This window comes from Photobacterium aphoticum (assembly GCF_001029435.1).
Taxonomy (GTDB): Bacteria; Pseudomonadota; Gammaproteobacteria; order Enterobacterales; family Vibrionaceae; genus Photobacterium; species Photobacterium aphoticum.
This window is the reverse complement of the sequence record NZ_LDOV01000023.1, coordinates 20,697-40,779: the sequence shown is the minus strand read 5'-3', so window position 1 is coordinate 40,779 and position 20,083 is coordinate 20,697. Positions and strand designations below refer to the sequence as shown.

The 20,083-nt window shown below is 46.8% G+C and carries 17 protein-coding genes; 11 read left to right on the top strand and 6 right to left on the bottom strand.

The genetic code is table 11. From position 1 onward, the window contains the following. The first annotated feature begins 151 nt into the window (after window positions 1-151). Entirely contained in the window at window positions 152-1,375 is a 1,224-nt protein-coding gene (glgC, locus tag ABT58_RS13170; protein ID WP_047874885.1) for a glucose-1-phosphate adenylyltransferase, read from the top strand. Further along, the gene (gene glgA / locus ABT58_RS13165) at window positions 1,359-2,879 is read left to right on the top strand and encodes a glycogen synthase GlgA (protein ID WP_047874884.1); all 1,521 of its coding nucleotides are present in this window, start codon (window positions 1,359-1,361) and stop codon (window positions 2,877-2,879) included. The genes glgC and glgA overlap by 17 nt, the downstream gene beginning before the upstream one ends. Before the next feature lie 163 nt (window positions 2,880-3,042). Here the strand turns inward: glgA and ABT58_RS13160 are convergent, their stop codons facing one another. After that, window positions 3,043-4,488, bottom strand: coding sequence for an MltF family protein (locus tag ABT58_RS13160; protein WP_047874883.1), 1,446 nt, complete (start codon window positions 4,486-4,488; stop codon window positions 3,043-3,045). A gap of 83 nt (window positions 4,489-4,571) precedes the next feature. Then, window positions 4,572-5,690 (bottom strand): GGDEF domain-containing protein, encoded by a 1,119-nt coding sequence (locus ABT58_RS13155; protein ID WP_047874882.1) that lies wholly within the window; start codon window positions 5,688-5,690, stop codon window positions 4,572-4,574. Between the two features lie 345 nt (window positions 5,691-6,035). Here ABT58_RS13155 and nrdD point away from each other — a divergent pair, with 345 nt between their 5' ends. The 5 genes from nrdD (at window position 6,036) to ABT58_RS13130 (ending at window position 13,973) form a co-directional block, all read left to right on the top strand. Continuing rightward, on the top strand, window positions 6,036-8,162 hold the full coding sequence (nrdD, locus tag ABT58_RS13150) for an anaerobic ribonucleoside-triphosphate reductase (protein WP_047874881.1): 2,127 nt from the start codon (window positions 6,036-6,038) through the stop codon (window positions 8,160-8,162). Window positions 8,163-8,232: 70 nt separating this feature from the next. Beyond that, window positions 8,233-8,700, top strand: coding sequence for an anaerobic ribonucleoside-triphosphate reductase-activating protein (nrdG, locus tag ABT58_RS13145; RefSeq protein ID WP_047874880.1), 468 nt, complete (start codon window positions 8,233-8,235; stop codon window positions 8,698-8,700). A 730-nt stretch (window positions 8,701-9,430) separates the two neighbouring features. Further along, window positions 9,431-11,491: an EAL domain-containing protein gene (locus ABT58_RS13140; RefSeq protein WP_107205000.1), complete on the top strand. Its 2,061-nt coding sequence runs from the start codon at window positions 9,431-9,433 to the stop codon at window positions 11,489-11,491. A gap of 131 nt (window positions 11,492-11,622) precedes the next feature. Beyond that, on the top strand, window positions 11,623-13,674 hold the full coding sequence (locus ABT58_RS13135; protein WP_047874879.1) for an EAL domain-containing protein: 2,052 nt from the start codon (window positions 11,623-11,625) through the stop codon (window positions 13,672-13,674). A gap of 35 nt (window positions 13,675-13,709) precedes the next feature. Next, window positions 13,710-13,973: a DUF2960 domain-containing protein gene (locus tag ABT58_RS13130; RefSeq protein ID WP_047874878.1), complete on the top strand. Its 264-nt coding sequence runs from the start codon at window positions 13,710-13,712 to the stop codon at window positions 13,971-13,973. Window positions 13,974-14,087: 114 nt separating this feature from the next. Here ABT58_RS13130 and ABT58_RS13125 read toward each other — a convergent pair whose 3' ends face one another. The 3 genes from ABT58_RS13125 to ABT58_RS13115 form a co-directional block, all read right to left on the bottom strand. Further along, a complete protein-coding gene (locus tag ABT58_RS13125) occupies window positions 14,088-14,519 on the bottom strand; it encodes a globin (RefSeq protein ID WP_047874877.1) in 432 nt (143 codons plus the stop codon). A gap of 238 nt (window positions 14,520-14,757) precedes the next feature. Continuing rightward, window positions 14,758-15,654, bottom strand: coding sequence for an EamA family transporter RarD (rarD, locus tag ABT58_RS13120; protein WP_047874876.1), 897 nt, complete (start codon window positions 15,652-15,654; stop codon window positions 14,758-14,760). A 120-nt stretch (window positions 15,655-15,774) separates the two neighbouring features. Next, window positions 15,775-16,374 carry a class I SAM-dependent methyltransferase gene (locus ABT58_RS13115; RefSeq protein WP_047874875.1) on the bottom strand — a complete coding sequence of 200 codons (600 nt, stop codon included), beginning with the start codon at window positions 16,372-16,374 and terminating at the stop codon, window positions 15,775-15,777. 232 nt (window positions 16,375-16,606) lie between these two features. On the opposite strand from ABT58_RS13115, the gene ABT58_RS13110 reads away from it, so the two are divergent. From ABT58_RS13110 to ABT58_RS13095, 4 genes are all read left to right on the top strand, one after another. Beyond that, window positions 16,607-16,960 (top strand): DUF2750 domain-containing protein, encoded by a 354-nt coding sequence (locus tag ABT58_RS13110; protein WP_047874874.1) that lies wholly within the window; start codon window positions 16,607-16,609, stop codon window positions 16,958-16,960. Window positions 16,961-17,091: 131 nt separating this feature from the next. Continuing rightward, entirely contained in the window at window positions 17,092-17,340 is a 249-nt protein-coding gene (locus ABT58_RS13105) for a hypothetical protein (protein WP_047874873.1), read from the top strand. A 129-nt stretch (window positions 17,341-17,469) separates the two neighbouring features. After that, window positions 17,470-18,060 carry a TetR/AcrR family transcriptional regulator gene (locus tag ABT58_RS13100; RefSeq protein WP_047874872.1) on the top strand — a complete coding sequence of 197 codons (591 nt, stop codon included), beginning with the start codon at window positions 17,470-17,472 and terminating at the stop codon, window positions 18,058-18,060. 200 nt (window positions 18,061-18,260) lie between these two features. Then, entirely contained in the window at window positions 18,261-19,106 is an 846-nt protein-coding gene (locus ABT58_RS13095) for an alpha/beta hydrolase (RefSeq protein WP_047874871.1), read from the top strand. Between the two features lie 86 nt (window positions 19,107-19,192). On the opposite strand, the gene ABT58_RS13090 is transcribed toward ABT58_RS13095, so the two are convergent. After that, window positions 19,193-19,951 (bottom strand): 1-acylglycerol-3-phosphate O-acyltransferase, encoded by a 759-nt coding sequence (locus ABT58_RS13090; RefSeq protein WP_047874870.1) that lies wholly within the window; start codon window positions 19,949-19,951, stop codon window positions 19,193-19,195. Window positions 19,952-20,083 lie beyond the last annotated feature (132 nt).

Sequence of the window (20,083 nt, the reverse complement as noted above, 5' to 3'; positions counted from 1 at the left end):
CACCGAGTGTGATCTGTATCGAACAATGCGTAATCACTCAAAATGGGTATTTTTGTAAAAAATTAACGAAGTTTTAAGGAAATACCATTCTCAAGTGATATTTGTTTGTGGTATATATGTACCCAGTTGCTTACAGACAAGGAGGTACACCATGGCTGGTGTTTTAGGTATGATTTTGGCAGGCGGAGAAGGTTCACGTCTACGCCCTTTAACTGACTCACGAACGAAACCTGCGGTGCCATTTGGTGGTAGTTACCGATTAATCGATTTTGCATTGAATAACTTTTTGAATGCAGATTTGATGAAAATTTATGTGCTGACACAATTTAAGTCGCAATCTTTGTACCTGCACATGAAGAAAGGATGGAATATTTCTGGGATCACCGGGCGTTTTATTGACCCTGTTCCGGCGCAAATGCGTATGGGCAAGCGTTGGTACGACGGCACGGCGGATGCGATTTACCAAAATTTGCGTTTCGTTGAGTTAGAAGAACCGGATCAAGTGTGTATTTTCGGTAGCGACCACATCTATAAGATGGATGTGAAGCAGATGCTGGATTATCACCTAGAGAAAAAAGCCGATCTGACCGTTTCAGCGTTACGTATGCCACTGCGTGAAGCCAGTGCATTTGGTGTCATCGAAGTTGATGAGCAGGGTTGCATGATTGGCTTTGAAGAAAAACCAAAGAATCCGAAATGTATCCCAGGGGATCCGGACTTCGCATTAGTGTCGATGGGCAACTACATCTTTGAAACGGGTGTATTGTGTGAAGAACTGGAAGCCGATGCCGAGAACGAGCATTCGAGCCACGACTTTGGCAAAGACATTATTCCTAAGCTATTCCCGCAAGGAAAAGTGTTTGTTTATGACTTTACCACCAATGTGATCCCGGGTGAAAAGTCGACCGGTTACTGGCGTGATGTCGGTACCATTGAATCCTACTGGCAGGCCCACATGGATCTGCTATCTGAAGATGCGCCATTCTCGCTATATAACCGTCAGTGGCAGCTTCACACCTTCTACCCACCGCTACCACCTGCAACGATCTTTGACAGTGAAAGCTGCAAAGTCGATATCAACAACTGTATGATTTCAGCAGGCAGTTATATCCGTGGAGCACGTGTACATAAATCTGTATTGGGCTTTAGAACCAATGTTGATCAATGTACGACTATCACGGAATCCGTTATCTTGGGTGATGTGAAGATTGGTGCTAACTGTTCGATTCGTCGCGCCATCATTGATAAGAATGTCCAGATTGCCCCGGGCACCATTATTGGTGAGAACCTCGAAGAAGATAAGAAGAAGTACCACGTGTCAGACGAAGGGATCGTCGTTATTCCAAAAGGAGCGAAAATTGGTTACGAGGAATAAACCGAGCACACCGTCATTGCGCATTTTATTTGTGGCCTCTGAGGTAGATGGTTTTGTAAAAACAGGTGGGTTGGCGGATGTCGCCAAGTCCCTGCCTGCAGCACTACAGGCACTGGGTCACGATGTACGCATCGTGATGCCTTGTTACCGCCCAGTGGCGGCGCGTGATGAGGCTGAAACGGCATTAACAACCGAGTTATATGTACCGACTCAACCACAGGCTGTGCCGTATCGGGTGAAGACCCTGAAAAGTGGTGAGATCCCGGTGTACGCGGTAGATGCACCACACTATTTTGATCGCCCAGAGATCTACGCGGAAAACAATCAAGGTTATGCGGATAACGGTGAGCGTTTTGCATTCTTCAGCGCAGCGTCATTAGACTTGTGTGAAAAAATCGGATTCCAGCCAGACGTTGTGCACTGTAATGACTGGCACACGGGGTTGGTACCGTTTTTGCTGCGCACCCGTTATGCAGACAATGCGTTTTTCGCCCAAACACAAAGTGTGATTACGATTCACAACGCCGTGTTCCAGGGGATTTTTAATTACGATCAGTACAGCTTGATCCCAGAATTAATCCAACACCGTTATGTGCAGTTGGAAGCGGGCTCTGCCAATATCAGCATGCTAAAAGCTGGTGTGGCCTATGCGGATAAAGTGAATGCGGTCAGCCCGAACTATGCCAAAGAGTTGGTTACCGAGCTGGGCGCACATGGCATGGCGCGTGATTTCCAACAACGTGCCAGTGATTTGTACGGCATTGTGAATGGTTGTGACTACGGGGATTGGAACCCGGAATCAGATCCGTTCATTAAGCAAAATTACAAAGCCAATAAAGTGAGCCTGGCGCGCGGTAAAAAAGCGTGTAAGCGTGATTTACAGCAGCAGGTGAATTTCCCACAAGACGACGTACCGCTTTATGGCATGGTGTGTCGCCTGACAGAGCAGAAAGGTATTCATTACTTGTTGCCTATTCTTCAGGACTTTTTGCTCAATGATGTGCAGATTGTGGTTGTCGGCAGCGGCGATCCGAAATTGGCTGCGGCGTTGCGTGAAATCAGTGAGGCACACAGTGATAAGTTTGCGTTTGTGGAAGCGTACAACAATCCGCTGGCACATTGTGTGGAAGCGGGCGCGGACTTCTTCTTGATGCCGTCTGAATTTGAGCCGTGCGGGTTAAATCAGATCTACAGCCTGGTATATGGTACCTTGCCGATTGTACGTAGTGTGGGTGGCTTAAAAGACACTGTGATTGACTACGATACGACACCGCAAGTGGCAACGGGCTTCATTTTTGATGCACCGACGCCAGAAGCGTTATTGATTAAGTTGCAGCGTAGCTTATTGTTGTATTGCCAACGTCCACAAGAGTTCAAGCGATTACAGCAAAATGCGATGGCTTGCCGATTTGAATGGTCGGAAGCGGCAGAGCAGTATGTACGCATGTATCTGGGTGAAGAGCATACCGCGCAGGCGACTGTCGGTGATGTAACACCGGTTTAACGCGTTTCTTACAGTCTGTAGAGCAACATAAAAAAGCGACTCATGCTTGATTGAGCGCGCCCAGGCTAGGTAACCGGCTAGGTTAGCAAGAAAAACAACCCTCAGTGTTTTGGCATTGGGGGTTGTTTCTTTTTGGCTGAGAAGGAACACAACGACGCTAAGCTTAGCGGCTGAGCATGTACTGTAAGCTGCTGGCTTTTTCTGCCATTTGTTGGCTGGCGGCATTTTGCAGCGAGAATATTTGCTTATAGATGGTGTAATAACGGTTAATGTTGCCCACGTAAGTGATCGGCTCCATGCCCACTTCATCTTTAACCACCACTTCAACATTATTGAACCATTTCGTCGGGTCAAAGCCGCGCTCTTCCGCCACGCCGCGTAATCGTTTTATGCGATTAGGGCCTGCATTGTAACTGGCCAGCGCAAAGTAGAGTTGATTCAGCGCGTCTGTTTTGTCGTCTGCCACATAGTGGCTGCGGATATAGTCCATGTATTTCACGCCTGCATGGATGTTGTTATCGACACTGGTACGAATATTTCGAATGTTTATGTAAGGCTCGGCGGCCGTTTGTGGCAGCACTTGCATGATCCCAACGGCACCGGCGTGGGAGCGTTTGGATTGATCAAACTGGGATTCCTGAAAGGCTTGAGCGGCAATGATCAGCCAGTTCATGTCATACATCTCAGAATAATGCATAAACTTGGACTCTAATTTTTTGAACTTTTTGATATTCGACGGGCTGACAACACGTTGGAACCAGGTTTTACTGTTCAGGTATTTGTTGAAAATGATATTGCCGTTCAGTGTACCTCGGCGGTTTTTTTCAATGAATGCATCAACAAGTTTTGCCAATTTCGGACTCTGCTGGCGAAAACACCAGCCAATAGCGCCATTTTCACGAATCGGAAATTCGTAATGGATTTGTAAATTATCGGTCACTAGGTCCCAAAATTCTGCTTTGTGCGAATCCAGCACCGTCATTGGGATTAAGCCTTCCTGGATCATTCTGAGCATTTCATAGTCTTGCAGCGTTTCCTCCAGAAAGTGGACGTACATCGGCTCTCGACCCGCATCAGTGAGTTGTTGATTAATACGACGCACACTTTGGTAATAACTGGAACTGGCCCGTACCCAGACACTTTTTTCAGATAACTGATTGATATCGGTGATGGGATCTTCCATCGCGTGGGTGATGAACAGTTCTTGTATGTCTTTGATGATAGGGGTACTGAAGGTGACTTGCTGCTCCCGTTTCGCTGTGATGGTGAGGTTAGCGGCGGCTATATCGCCAAATCCCGCTATCAGCCGGGGAAGTAATTGGTCACGCGGAACCGGAATGATTTGAATACGCAGGTGTTGTTGCGTTTGTGCGAGGACGAATTGCTCAAACAACAAAAGCATTTCAGAGGTCATGCCTTTAGGGCGACCACGATCAAGGTAATAAAACCCTAAATCGGCCGCGACCAGAACACGGATGGTGCCATGTTCTTGCATGACAGGCAGATCACCGGTGTATTTCTCCGGCGGCAGAGGCGCTACCTCAAACGCGAGGCTGTGTCCTTGCCACAATAAGAGGCTTAATAAGCAGTAGCGCCAAATCGTTCGCATACGTCTCACTCATCCGCATAATGCCATTGAGTATAGGCGATTGTGCCTCTTGCACTTGTGTTGAGAATGGGGCGGTGATGAATTTATGACGTCGCCTGAGCGTAAAACTGATTGCGTCCCTGAGCCTTTGCTAAATAGAGATGATTATCTGCCTGTTCGATGAGCTGACTGGAACGTTGGTTGACTTCCAGTTGTGCAATCCCTTGGCTGACGGTCACCAGCGGGCTAATGGCCGAGTATGGATGCGACAACGCTGCCTCGTTCAACGACGTTTTGATACGCATGGCCACCTTTTTTGCGCCGGCCAAATCGGTAGCAGGCAACAGGATGATGAACTCTTCCCCGCCATAGCGGGATACACTGTCCGTCGGACGTAAGATACATCCTTTTAGGATATTGGCGACTTGCTTCAGACAGGCATCTCCCTGTGGGTGCCCCAAGTTGTCGTTGTATTGTTTAAAGCAGTCGATATCGATCATGATCACCGACAGTGGTTGTTGTTCTCGTCGGCAGGCTCGGAATTGTTTTTCCAGCTCATATTCAAAAAAGCGGCGGTTATTAATGCCAGTCAGCTGATCTTGGGAGACGAGCAAATTCAGCTGATTGAGCAGTAATTGGCGGTCATGTTCTTTGGTAATGCTGTTAACGAACCAGTGGTAAAGGGTTCTTCGACCGGTATAAAGCACTAATAGGGTGATGATAAATTGCTGGCTGGCGAGTGTGACAGAATGATCGGCACTGAGGTAGGTGATATAGGTGCTGATTGAGAGTACGGGTAATACCATGGTGAGCGTGATGCGGGCGGAGGCATAAAAGCCGAGCAGACTCATCATGATCATTAACTCTGCCAGCAGCTCAGCACTGGTTAACGTCCGACTGACCTCAGAAACATGATAAATCACCAGGGTCCAACTAAGGCTAAACAGCGTAATAAAACCCAGTAAATGTGTTTTCCAGTGGGTATAGGGTTGTGGCCGGCGGCGTGAATAGAGTAGGCCAGCCAGACAGAGCAGCGCTTGCCAGCTATAAAGCGTATAGGTGAAGGGGCGGTACAATGTTGTGTGCTCGATGTAGCTGAGTATCATGGTACCCAGCATCAGCACCATCAGCAGCAGAGAAATACCAGAGACCCAATGTACCCCTTTACTCAATCGTAGGTAAGAGGCATGTTCTAAACGGGCTTTTCGTGTTTCAAGTTCCATTTACCTACTCAATATTCGTGTTATCGAACCCCAGTCTACATGAAGGCGAAAACGAACGGAACCTAGTCCAGCTGAAGGATAAAATGCAAGGGAAAAATTTGTAAATTACTGCTTTCTTGTAGAATAAATCGGTTGACTTTGCATACCTTCGAGGGGTCATTTTTTTAAAAATGAGACGGCGTCAGAAACATCGGTTGCAAGCTGTACGCTCTTCTTTAAATCTTGATCTTGATCAATGTTTCCTTTTCGGATTTCTCGCCTAATACCCCACATCTTGTTTCAGCCTGTTCACTGTGCCCTATATATTGTGGTTTAGTGACAGTGTCATTTTTCTAGGAGCTGTGTGTGAAACCTGTTGTGATTAAGCGTGATGGATGCCGTGTATCCTTTGATATTAAGCGTATCAAAGATGCGGTATTGAGCGCGGCCGTATCTGTAGAAGTGATGGAAGAAAGCTATGCTGAGTCAGTGGCCGAGCAGGTACTGGCACAGTTTGCTAACCACGATGAAGTGGAAATCCACGCCATTCAGGATGCTGTTGAGAATCACCTAATGACGGGTCCACACAAAGAAGTCGCGCGTGCTTACATTGAGTACCGTCACGACCGTGATATCCAACGTGAAAAGGCATCTTCACTGAGTGCGGAAATCACAGGCCTGGTTGAGCAGAGCAATGCGGATCTGCTTAATGAAAACGCGAATAAAGACAGTAAAGTGATCCCAACGCAGCGCGATTTGCTGGCGGGTATCGTGTCTAAGCATTACGCGAAACACCACATGTTGCCACGTGACATCGTACAGGCACACGAGTGTGGTGAAATTCACTACCACGATTTGGATTACTCTCCGTTCTTCCCAATGTTCAACTGTATGATTGTTGACTTGGAAAACATGCTGACTAACGGTTTCCGCATGGGTAATGCTGAAATCGACACGCCTAAATCGATTCAGACAGCGACAGCCGTAACCGCGCAGATCGTTGCACAGGTGGCGAGCCACACATACGGCGGCACCACACTGAACCGTTTGGATGAAGTATTGGCACCGTACGTAACCGCGAGCCACAAGAAACACTTGGCAACCGCGAAAGAGTGGGAAGTGCCAAACCCAGAAGCGTACGCACAAAAGCTGACTGAAAAAGAAGTGTACGATGCGTTCCAGTCACTGGAATACGAAATCAACACGTTATTCTCAAGCAACGGTCAGACGCCATTCCTGAGTGTCAACTTTGGTTTGGGCACCAGCTGGGAATCTAAGCTGATCCAGAAATCGATTTTCCAGAATCGTATTGAAGGTCTGGGTAAGAACAAGAAAACCGCAGTCTTCCCTAAACTGCTGTTCTCAATCAAAGACGGTATCAACCACAAGCCGACCGATCCTAACTACGACATGAAGCAACTTGCGCTTGAGTGTGCTTCTAAGCGTATGTACCCGGATATTCTGAACTACGAAAAAGTGGTTGAAGTGACCGGTTCATTCAAAGCGCCGATGGGTTGTCGTAGCTTCCTGGGCCGCTGGACGGATGAAAACGGTAAAGAAGTGCATGAAGGCCGTAACAACCTGGGTGTTGTGAGCCTGAACTTGCCTCGCATTGCGATTGAAGCAAACGGCGATGAAGACAAATTCTTCGCGATTCTTGATGAGCGTATGCAATTGGTGCGTCGTGCATTGGAAACCCGTATTGACCGCTTACGTGGTGTGAAAGCCCGCGTGGCACCGATCCTGTACACAGAAGGGGCACTGGGTGTACGCCTGAACCCTGATGATGAAGTGCTGGATATCTTCAAGAACGGCCGTGCGTCTATTTCTATGGGTTACATCGGTATCCATGAAACCATTAACGCATTGTACGCAAACACGGGCGAGCACATTTACGATAGCGAAATGCTGCGTGAGAAAGGCATCGCAATTGTTAAGCGCCTGAAAGATGCGGTTGAGTCGTGGAAAGCAGAAACAGGCTGGGGCTACAGCTTGTACAGCACACCGTCTGAAAACTTGTGTACCCGTTTCTGTGCGCTGGATACTAAAGCATTCGGTGTAATGGATAATGTGACAGATAAAGGTTACTACACCAACAGCTACCATCTGGATGTTGAGAAGAAAGTTAACCCGTACGACAAGATTGACTTTGAAATGCCTTACCCGGAATTGGCAAGTGGCGGTTTCATTTGTTACGGCGAATTCCCGAACATGCAGCGTAACGTTGAAGCGCTGGAAAACGTGTGGGATTACAGCTACAGCCGCGTACCGTACTACGGCACGAACACCCCGATTGATGAGTGTTACGACTGTGGTTATACCGGTGAGTTTGACTGTACCAGCAAGGGCTTTACGTGTCCGAAGTGCGGTAACCACGACTCGAAGAAAGTGTCAGTGACGCGTCGCGTATGTGGCTACCTAGGCAGCCCGGATGCACGTCCGTTTAACTTTGGTAAGCAAGAAGAAGTAAAACGTCGTGTGAAACACATGTAATCACACTCTGACTTAACTGCCTTATAAAGTGCCGATCCTGATCGGCACTTTTTGTTTTGGAGCCAAGCGTATGAATTATCATAAATACCATCAAGTCGATGTCGTTAATGGTCCGGGAACGCGTTGTACGCTGTTTGTGTCCGGCTGTGAGCATAACTGCCGTGGCTGTTATAACAAGTCGACTCTGAACCCCAATTCTGGCCATCTCTTCACACAAGAACTTGAAGATCAGATCATTGCCGATTTGAACGATACCCGCATCAAGCGTCGTGGTTTGTCACTCTCTGGGGGCGATCCGCTGCATCCTGCCAATGTGCCCGCGATTTTGAAGCTAGTGAAGCGCGTACGTGAAGAGTGTGAGGGGAAAGATATCTGGCTATGGTCGGGTTACGAACTGGCTAACCTGACAGCGGCGCAAAGGGAAGTCGTGGCTTATGTGGATACCTTGATTGACGGACGTTTTGAACAAGACCTGTACGATCCTGAATTGTTATGGCGTGGCAGTAGCAACCAAATCATTCACCATTTCAAACTATAACGGCACTTCTGTTTCTCTCCCATTGACGTCTATGCCTTCCATAGTTATCCACTGTTTCTGTGTATAACTATGGGAGAAATACGTGAGTTATTTCTGACAATTCTCTGACACGCAACGCTGACCCTGATCACATTTAAATTGTCATAAAAGGTTACATTTTTTATGCGTTATAAAATTCGTATGAAATTTGGTAATTTCATTACAAGTCTGTGTGATTAATAGCCGAGTTTATCAGGAAAGTTGTGTTTTAACGCGAAAAACTAAAAAATTTAAATGCACGATAAAGACTATTTATTATGTGCATTTAATTTGTTGATTTTAGACGCTAGGTTTACCGGACAAAGAGAAAAGAAAAGTAGGCAAAGTGAAAATAGCAGGTGTTGCGCAAGCACGAATTTGTTATGCTTAGCCCGCACATCGTTTTAAGCGAAGTGTCAATTCACAAGAACGCACAGTGATTAAAACGTCATTCTTTACGTGAATTTGCGATTAAACGTCGTATTTTTTGATACGGCGTTTTGTCATATCTGCGTATAAACGGAATTAAACAAAAGGGATATCGGTGTCTGTATTTTGACAGGCTTGTCGTTATTTTTTTGTCGTTTGTAAACAGTAAAAAATATGAAATAAATTGCATCAAATAAAAATAAATTAACACATTTCTTTTTATTTAATTTGGATAAGCGGTTCTCTTGTTTACACAAGCGTATTATTTGGTTGGAAAGAAACCTTGAATTCTATTAAGCCGTTATTGAAAAAGTTGATCCCTGTTCGTACGGGATATCGTATTTATTTACGCGACATCTCTGCGATTGCAGTGTTGTTGTTGCCTTTGACACTTGCCAATGCCGTCGCGGTATTACTGGGGCATGGCTTCCGTTATGCTGATTATTCAGATATTGCCAGCATGTTCTTCCGTCTATCGGATATGCTTATCAATATTTACCCGCTTGCATTGTGTGTGGTGACCAGTTATTACCTGTCTCATAAAACCAATATTAATAGTGCAATTTTTATTATCTATTCCGTTGCGCTGTTATATCTGGTTTCTATTGCGAATGGCAGTTTATCGGCGGCGTATCACTTGCCGAACAACCCGCTTGTCGCGATTGTGAGTGCATTTATCACGCTGGCCTATTGTACGCGTATTAACTTGCCTACCTTAGAACCACAGGCGGTCAATTTTGCGCCAACCTTATTCAAACATGTGCTGCATTTCTTTGTTTTTGCCTCACTGGCGTTGTCACTGTCGACGTTAAGTTTACAGTTCGTGCAGGATATCTCCGCGCAGATTAAAGCCGTACAGCCTGATCCATTGACCTTTACCGGGGGCTTGATTTACCAAAGTATCCTGGGGTTGCTGGGGGCGATTGGTATTAATGGGCATAATTTACTGTTCTCTGTAAAGCAGATGCTGTATGCGGTAACGCAAGAGAATCTGACGGCATGGCAAGCAGGCGAGGCCTCACTGAATGTGATCAGCCAAGGCTTTTATGATGCCTTTATGTCAATGGGGGGCTCTGGTAACAGTATCAGCTTGCTGTTGTGTATTCTGCTTTTCTCAAAAGAGCGTAACCACATCATGCTGGCGATGGCTGCTTTGCCGATGGTGATGTTCAATATCAATGAAGTGTTGCTGTTTGGTTTACCAATCATCTTTAACCCTGTATTGATTGTACCGTTTGTATTGGTACCTCTGGTCAGCTTCGTGATTGCGTATTTCTCCATGTTCTATGGCTTAGTGAGCCCGGTAACGACGATTGTTGATTGGATGACGCCGCCTCTGTTGAGTGGTTACATCGCCATGAATAACAGTCTGGAAGGCACACTGCTGCAGTTAGTGATCATTGTGGTGGGGATCTTTATCTACCGTCCGTTTTACTTGGCTTACGCAGGGCAGGGCTTGTCATCCATAAAGTCGGTGGCGCAGTTCTCAAGCGTAGAGCGTATGACCTTTAGAAACCTGCTGACCAGTATTCGTGCGTCGGCTGAGTCGAGCATCAGCAAAGCCACGGCCCAGCAGCGTATGGTGAGTATGTTGCGGGAAGGGGAGTTGGTGATGCATTACCAACTGCTGCATAACCTGCATGATCCGAAGAAGGTTGAGTTTGAAGCGCTGCTGCGTTATCGCGATCCAAGTGGCAAGGTGTATTTCCCAACCTTTATTCAGGATTTCCAGTTGCTCGATGCGATGCCGATCTTGGATAAAGCCGTGTTAGAGCAAGTGTTGCTGGATATGCAAAAAATGCCGGTAGATACAGTGTCACGTGTGGCTATTAACATGTCGGTGGCCTCGATTTCGGAAGTGGACTTTGCGATGCACCTGAAGTCGCGTTTAACCCATTACAATATTGCACCCACATCGTTGGCGATAGAGATCACCGAGGAAGCCATCCTGAGTGACAGCGTTCATCTGTGTAAAACCATGGAAGAATTGCAGGCAATTGGGATCATGGTCGTAATGGATGATTTTGGTGCCGGATATGCGTCATTCCCACATTTATTGAAGTATCCATTTGATAAGATCAAGATTGATCGCTCATTGCTGGTGGATGCAACCACACAAAAAGGCAAAGACTTGTACCACTTGGTCGCGCAGATCGGCAATATCGCCAATTGCTCGGTTGTCGCAGAAGGGGTCGAGAACGAAGAAGAAATGGACTTTGTTGCGCGTTGTGGTGTGGATGTGATTCAGGGATACCACATTGCACGACCACAGCCTTTAGCGGATGCGATGGCACTGGTTGAAACAAAATATCTTAAAAATGAAACAATTGCACAGTCTGCGTAGGCATTGTAAGTTAGGATGTTGTAAGTAAAAACGATGAAAACACGGCGATGGTGTAGCGTTATCGCTTAACGGTATGCCATTGCGTGTTTGTCTCGTCATTAAGGAATAATGTATGTTCAGGATGAACCACTGTGACTCAACTGCTCTCTAGGCTGTCGACCAATCCGTATTTAGTCGCTATCAGTAATGTCTTCATTATGGCGCTGCCCGTCTCTTTGCTGGCCGCTTTCTTCACCTTACTGGCGATCTTCTTTGACAGCATGGGTTTTAAGACCCTCAGTCTGACTCTTGGCTATGCCGGTAACATGACCGCGCATATGTTTCCCGTCTTGCTCAATATCTACTTAGCGACCTATTACGCGAACCAACTGCGTTTGCCTAAAGCGGCCGCTATTTCCTGTTCCTTAGTGGCTTTCTTTATCATTTCCCAGCAATGGGGGTTGATTGCCACTGAAATCATGCTCCCCAATAACTTTGCGCTCTCTCTGGCTTCCGCTTATGCGGCGTGTGCCATTATTCATCATTTTAAACGTATTCGGTTGTTAAATCTGGTGAGTTACAACACGGTCATTGATACGTCGGCCAATATGCTGGTGGCGTGTTTATTTGCCTTGGGGGTACTGCTGGTTTCCTGCTATTTCATCGAGATGGTGTTTCATTTCTATTTGTCTTCTTATCTGACGTTGCCGGATTTGGATCCGACCTCGTTTTATGACGGCCTGTTGTATGAGTTGATTCGGGGACTCTTTTGGAGTGTAGGTGTCAACGGCCATAATGTGCTGCATATGTTCAAAACGGAGCTCTATGAGCTGAGTATGTCGAACATGGCGGATTGGCGTAACTTCGGTACCGATCTCAATATCATCAGCACGAACTTTTATGACTTTTTTACCGGCCTTGGCGGCAGTGGCAATACCTTATCGTTAGTGCTGTGTATGCTGTTTTTTGCCAAGAGTAAAGGTTATCAGTTATTGGCGCGGGCAGTCCTGATTCTGACAATCTTCAATATCAACGAGCCGGTATTATTTGGGGTGCCGATTATCTTTAACCCTATTATGATCCTGCCGTTTTTAGCCGTGCCATTGATCAGCTTTGTGTTGGCTTATGGCGCCATCGCCTACGGTGTGATCCCGCCATTGAGTGAAGTGCATAGTTGGATCACCCCACCGATCATTAATGGCTATATTGGATCCGGCGGATCGTTTGCCGTAGCCGGCTTTCAGGTTTTTCTGATTATCTTGGGGATGCTGATCTATTATCCGTTCTTTAAGATGATGGATCAGCGTTCCGTCGGGATCGATTTGTCCGATATGTTTAAAAATCGCTTCTTTTCTAATGATGAAATAGAAGTCCGTACCAAGCTCACCAGTTTTATTCCTTCTATGCAGAGCAATTTTGATGCGCAAAAGGAAGTGGAAAACCTGCAGACAAACGGTTCTTTCGTTCTGTTTTATCAGCCGCAGGTGGATATTATTACCGGGAAGGTGGTGGCTTTAGAGGCCCTGATCCGCCATCAGAACCGGGAAGGCCGCATATCTGCGCCGAGTTTCTTGCCGGCGTTTAATCAATTGGGGTTGATGCCTGATTTGGATTTTTGGGTGTTAGAGCATGCGATAGCCGATGCGGAATTGTTGTCTCAATCCCCGGATTTTTGTCTGTCGATTAATGTCTCATCTCAAACCGTATTGACCAAAGGTTTTGTGAAATCCCTGAAACGTGTGATTGATAACAGTGCATTTGATTATCGGCAGATAGAGATAGAAATTACGGAAGATCTGCTGATTGAAGAAGAGCAACGCACGGCAGAAATCATTAATGAGATCAAACAACTTGGGGTTTCGGTTGCGCTGGATGATTTTGGTACCGGTTATTCTTCGCTGGCGTACTTGTCGCGTTTCGATTTCGACAAGATCAAGATTGACCGCTCTCTGGTCACCGCGCTGGATACAGAGCGAGGGAAAAGTCTGTTTGAAGTGGTGGTGCAGTTGGGGCAAATCACTCAGGCTCAAATTGTGGTAGAAGGCATCGAAACCGACAACGAGCTTGCCTTTGTGATGGCGCGGGGAATTCGTTTCGTGCAAGGTTATTATTTCTACCGCCCGATGTCCGTGGCGCAATTAATGGGGTCGGAGATACTGACTGAGTCACAGGATCTGCTTTCATCTGAGGCGGAACTAAGGTAAATTCGCCCCCCTTAATGGTTGCTGTTGGAGGCGTTATGTCACGCACTATTATTTATATTTATAAAGACGAAGAGAAGACGCTGTCGTTTTCTTACTCGCAATATCACTCTATTCATGAAGCCGTTGCGGCTGCAGAAGGGATTGATCTGACAAACTATTTGAAGATGGAGCAGCAAGTAGAAGCTGTTTCTTCTGGTAGCAAAGCCGTTCGTGATTTCCGTGATAGCCACTTCCGTAAACTGGGCTTTGGTAAGATCACACTGGCACAAAAAGTGAATCGCGGTATCGGCGAGAAATAAGGTGGTTGCCTGCGGGCGTTTATACCTTATATCAACATAAACCCTGATCATGTATCAGGGTTTTGTTTATCTGGCGTTTCGTTTTTCTGTTACCTTTTTATCTGCTCTTTCCATTTATATTTCATAGAGTGGGCGGTGCGCTGTTTTTGCATCACACGCCGCTTTCATCATTGCCAGCCCATTCGCAAAACAGTGCCGCCAAGCCGTATCGATATTGTCGTTGTAGAGTGGATCGGTCTGCGCCACCGTTTCTAATAAACTGTCCAACCAAATATCAAAATCAAGGGGCGCGACGTTGAGTCCACCGGGACCATGACGCTCAGCATAATTGTTGAATAGCTCTCGGCTTTCCTTAGAGGTGGTGGAGAGCATCAGCATGACAATCGACAGCTTGAGCATTTTGATTTGTTTGCTCATATCAGTATTGGCAAACATCTGCCGGAACTTATCGTCTTTTTGCCAGAAAATATCGTAAAAAGTGTAGAAAAATTGCGGATCCCGCAGGCACCGTTGATAGCTGTTATTAAAGACTTCTTGTGTATCCATACTGCAAGACTTCCTTGTGATTTGTAGTGATTTATCTTGTGGTGACGGTATTGTGAGACGCTGTCATGCGCTCTGTATAGGCGACAGTATGACATCCTTACTGATGTACGTCTGTGCGGCGTGGCATGTCATGAAAAGCCTGACTGTTCGAATGTCGTATGATAAAGATAAAGGGCTAGAGCAGAAGAGAAGATAAGAAAAAGGGCACGCGGTGTGCCCTTTTCGTGAAGTGATGTTGTTATGCAGGACGTACCGGACGATGGAACATTTTGCTGATGGCTTCCAGACTGCACAAAATCAGGCCCAGCCAAATGAAGCCAAAGCTGATGGCTTTCACTTCATCAAACATTTCACCAAACAAGAATACCGCCAGTAAGAATTGCAGTGTTGGCTCAATGTACTGCATCAGGCCGACCATGGTCAGGCTGGTACGGCTGATCGCCAAGGCAAAGAAAATTAACGGTGCCAGCGTGATAGGGGCAGAACCGATATACAGCATCAGGGTGTTGCTGTCAGAAGCCAATGCGGTGCTGGTGCCCATAAAGCCGGTGATCAACACATAAGCCAGCGCAATCGGTGCCAGCAGTGCTGCTTCAAGGGTGACAGAAGTGAGCGCATCATAACGAATAAACTTCTTACACAAGCCATACAGGGCAAAGAAGCTGCCCATGATCAGTGAAATCCATGGCAGTTCACCGTAATACCATACCTGATAGGCGATACCCATGGTCGCTAACACCACCGCCGCTTTCTGCGCGAGCGTCAGTTTTTCTTTCAGGAACAGTACGCCGAGGGTAATGGCAAACAGCGGGTTGATGAAAAAGCCCAGGCTGGCTGCCAATACTTGGTCGTGTGTCATCGCCCATGTAAAGGCATACCAGGACACACACATAATCAGGCCTGCAAGAGCTGACATCAACAGGGAGCGTTTGTCTTGCCAAAGTGTGGCAAGGCTTGGCATACGTCGGCGCAGGATCACCATGACGGCAAACATAAACGGCACCGAGAAGATGATGCGCAATGCTAATAAGTCATTGATATTGGCTTGGGGTAAAAATTGGTAATAGAGCGGTAGTAGCCCCCAAAGCATAAAAGAGAACGCGGCCAGAGCATTGCCGACGCGATGCGTTTGCATAGATGAAAACCTAACAAAAGAGAGGAAGAATTAGGCAGTATTTTGTCATGAAATTTTCATCGCAAGAACTGAAATTTGTGCCTTATCAATAATATTTTTGTGGTCTTTCTGTTGCCGTTATTATTTTTTCATTGCAATGATGGTGTGAACCAGCCAAAGGCGTTTCGCACCTGTTAAATTGGCCGAATATTCTTGTTTTTTCTTCCAGGAAATAATGTAGAAGGGGGAGAGCAGGTGTTCGAGTTCTGCTTGTGAGTGGGTCAGAATGGGCAGTTGCTCATCGGCCTCTAACGTTTCTTTCCCGAGAAAGTGGCCACAGAAAATGCCGTTGGTTTCGAGGCTGTATTCAATGCGTCCCCACAGGGTGGTGAAATCACGGGGTGTGCAAAAGAACAAACATGCACTGGCATTGATTAAGTGGGCTTTAGGGAAGTGGTAATCAGCAAAACTGCTGATCTGAATATCTAAATTGGGGTTGGCGCCCAGCAGTGGGTGTTCAGAGAGGGTATTGAGTCTAGGCATGTCGTTATCAAACGCATACACGCGGTAGCCTTGTTCCAGTAAATACAGCACGTCACGGCCGGTGCCACATGCACAATCTACTGCAACCCGTTGTTGGCCATTTTGATCCCCCAGAAAGGTATGTGCCTCCACCAGATGAGAGCGGGGCGTCAACATGGGTTGATTGTTAAAGTGTGTTAGCCAATCGACAGTTGCCATGGGCACCTCGCTGTGGTGAAAACGGCGCTTTCGTCAGAGTTATTGATTGCATTGCAGGTCTGCGCTGGCAATGTCAGATCAAGTATAGCGAACAGCACTTCATTACGATCGTCATCAAAACGGCATTCTCTACGGGAAGTATAATTAGCATAGGTGTTCCTGATGTAAACTCTGGTATTATAGGTCTACATCAAGCTGTTGATGTCATATATAAAAGACAAGAGAGAATAGAATGACTAAGTTAACCGCAGATATTCAAGCAAACTGTGAGCTATTTGTTACAGAGACAAAAGAGACCCAACAAGTATGGGGCCTTTGTAATGAAGAAGGTGACTGGCTTTCTGTTGACTCGAGCGAGTTTGAAGAATCAGAAGTCATGCCATTTTGGTCTAACCAAGCAGACGCAGCATTGCATTGTGTTGACGAGTGGGCTGAGTTCGTTTCTGTAATGATCCCACTGGATGTCTTCGTTGAAGACTGGATGATCACCCTATCTGAAGATGGTGTACTGGTTGGTCTGAACTGGACGGCGGAACTGGAAGGTTCTGAGAAAGAGCCATCTGACGTAGCGAAACTGTACCTATAATGCTTTGCCGGCACTAAGCCGGACGAGCGTGAAGAAAGGCTGTGTGGCGTTTGCCCATGGCCTTTTTTTATGGATTTTTGAGTTGGTATATACTTTCAAAGAGTACATTAAGCAAGAAGACGAGGTGACGTATGGTATTGTCAGAGTGTCGCCAATTAATGGCGGATAAGGCCATCGTAGAAGCCCGACTCGTGCATGACTTCCTCAGTGCAGGATGGAGTGTGCATTTCATTGATCGTGATGGAAATGATTACCCGATCACGGACACGTATGGGATCCCATGCAGTTATGACTCCCTCAAACAAGCGGAAGACATGGTTCAGCAAGTGGGTGAGTGTCCGATTGCTATTGATAGCCTGTTTCGATTCGCTGAGCGTTAGTCGGCTTTTGGCTGGTTAACAGCCGATGACATGGTGATTGATGTGGTCGGAGTTGTAAGATAGTCGTTGTTTAAAAAAGTACGATCGTGCTAAAAATAGCACATAGCAAGATGACAGCCATAAAGCATGATGAATAAAAAGCAGCTGACACGAGAACATATTTTAACGACCGCCTTTGCGATCGCCAGCCGTGACGGGCTCGATAGCCTCACCATTGGTGAGTTAGCCAAAGCAGCCGGTTTGTCGAAAAGCGGCGTGTTTGCCCACTTTCAGGCCAAAGAAAACTTGCAAATCGCTGTCTTGGAGTTTGCCGGGTTACAGTTTATGGCACGAGTGATTGAACCCACGCGCCAGGTTGAGCACGCAACGGTCGAAAGTAAACTGCGTCAGTTGTGCGCTCAGTGGTTAGCATGGAACCGATCTTTTCAGGGCAGTTGTATGTTTTTAGATGCCTGGAAAGACGGAGCGAAAAGCGACGATCCTATTCAGCAAGCCTTAGCCAACCTGACTCAGCGCTGGCTAACCTATTTGTTCCGCCAGATAGAAAAAGCCAAAGAGAGCGGGGAGTTTTTATCGTCACTGGATAGCTGGCAGTGCGTTTATCAGCTTTATGGGGTGTATCTCAGTAGTCATTTGTTTATGTCGCTTGCGTTAGAGACAGAAGACCATCAGCGCTTTTGGCTGGGGATTGATGATCTGTTTCGTCAGTGGCGTGCGTAGTGACGCCTGACGTTATATTCGGCTTTACCGATCATAGCGTTACACTAAAAAAGCACGACCGTTCTATTTTGTATTTAGACGCACGCCAGCTCAGTACGAGGGCGCTGAGAGAGGCCGTGATAGGTGCAAAGCGCAATAAAACCCAAATGAACACGCTCAACAGAATGCGAAAGCAAGACTAAATCAAACAAGAGGTAGGGATGAGTAGCAAAATTTATTTCCAGAAAAGCGGCAAAGTGAATGTGCGCCGACAACTTGTGAACCTCTCAACCCGTTTACATCATCGCCTTGCACCGAAGCATGCAAAAAAGGTGGCCATGAAGGTGCTGTTAACACCGGAACGCAATAAACGCCCGACACCTGTACCCGAAGGATTAGTCCGACAGCCTATTATGACGTCGGAAGGAATGATAATGACGTACAGTTTGGGTGAAGGGCCAACGTGGGTATTGGGACACGGTTGGTCAGGCTCAGCAACGCAGTTTTTTCCGTTGATGGTACACATCGCCGCTGCGGGCTTTAAGGCATTGGCATTTGATAATCCCGCCCATGGCGAGAGTGAAGGGCAATATGGCCACCTGCCGGGCTTTGTGCGCGCACTAGACGGTGTATTGGACGCGCAATCCAGCATTGCGGGTGTGATTGCGCATAGCATGGGTGGCGCAATGGTGTTGGAAAGCCAGCATGCCAGCTTAGTCGGTAAGCCGGTGTTATTGGTTGCGCCGGTGCTGAACTATACCGATAACCTGATTTCAGCGGTAGAGCATTCGGGCTATTCCATGAAACTGTTTCATGAGGTCGTCGATGATATTGCACAAGCCTATCAATACCCGCTCAGCCACATTGATCCGGCGGCGAAGTTAGCACAATGGCAGGGAAAGGTGGTGATTGTGCATGATCGCCAAGATCGTTTTGCTGCGTTTTCAGAATCAGAACTGGCGGCTCACAATCATCATGTGACCTTGATTGCCACAGAAGGGTTGGGGCATGGTCGCATTTTGCAAAGTGATCAATTACGTCAGGGATTTGATTTACTGTTGGCATAAACGCATTACACGCGGTGACAACAGGTAAAACAGAAAAGGCTTGTCACTCGACAAGCCTTTTCTTTGGTTGAATAGCCAGCACGTCTTTACGCGGTTTTTACCGCTTCCGCTGTGCGGGATTGCTCAATGCGTGCCACTTCTTCATCCAATGCCGCAATCTTTTCCGCCATCAACTGGTGGCAGTGATCGGCTAACGCGCGGGCGTCTTTCAGTTCGTAACCTGAGACATCAATAGGGTCGAGCATTTCTGCAATCACGACACCGTTATCCCGCTTGGCTAATGAAATCTTGTTGTGAATAGAACTCACACACACTGGCACAATAGGGACGCCAGCGGCAATGGCCATTCGAAATGCGCCACTCTTAAAGGGCAGCAGTCCACGCCCTTTACTGCGTGTGCCTTCCGGGTACATCCAAATCGATAAATCACGCTGATGAATGGCATCAACCACCTGCGCAATGGTGTCACGCGCTTTTGATTTGTTTTCACGATCAATCAGGATATTGCCGGTTATCCAGTACAACTGCCCGAAAAATGGGATCCACAACAAACTCTTCTTGCCGATGGAAACCGTACGGGGCGGTAACATGCCGGGTGAGGTGACAAAATCAAACACATTTTGGTGATTAGAAATGTACACCGCATGCGGAATAGAAGCCGGTTTATCTAATCCCCGTTGGATCAGTTCTAATCCAATCAGCTTGTGTAATTGATTGAACCAGCGGCAGAAAAAGTACACGTGCTTAGGATCGCGAGGTTTGAATACGCAGCAGTAAATCAACGCAAACAAGCTCATGAAGATAATGAAAAGGGCCGCGAGAAAAAGGCGGATAAAAGTAAGCACGCACACTCCTTAGCATGTATTACAAAATAGTAGGTATTATGTGATCTTTTAGGTTGTATGACCAGTTCGACATATGCACTTTGAGGGCTCTGAAGCAATAAGTGTCACTTGTTGGTCGAAAGGGGTGTCATT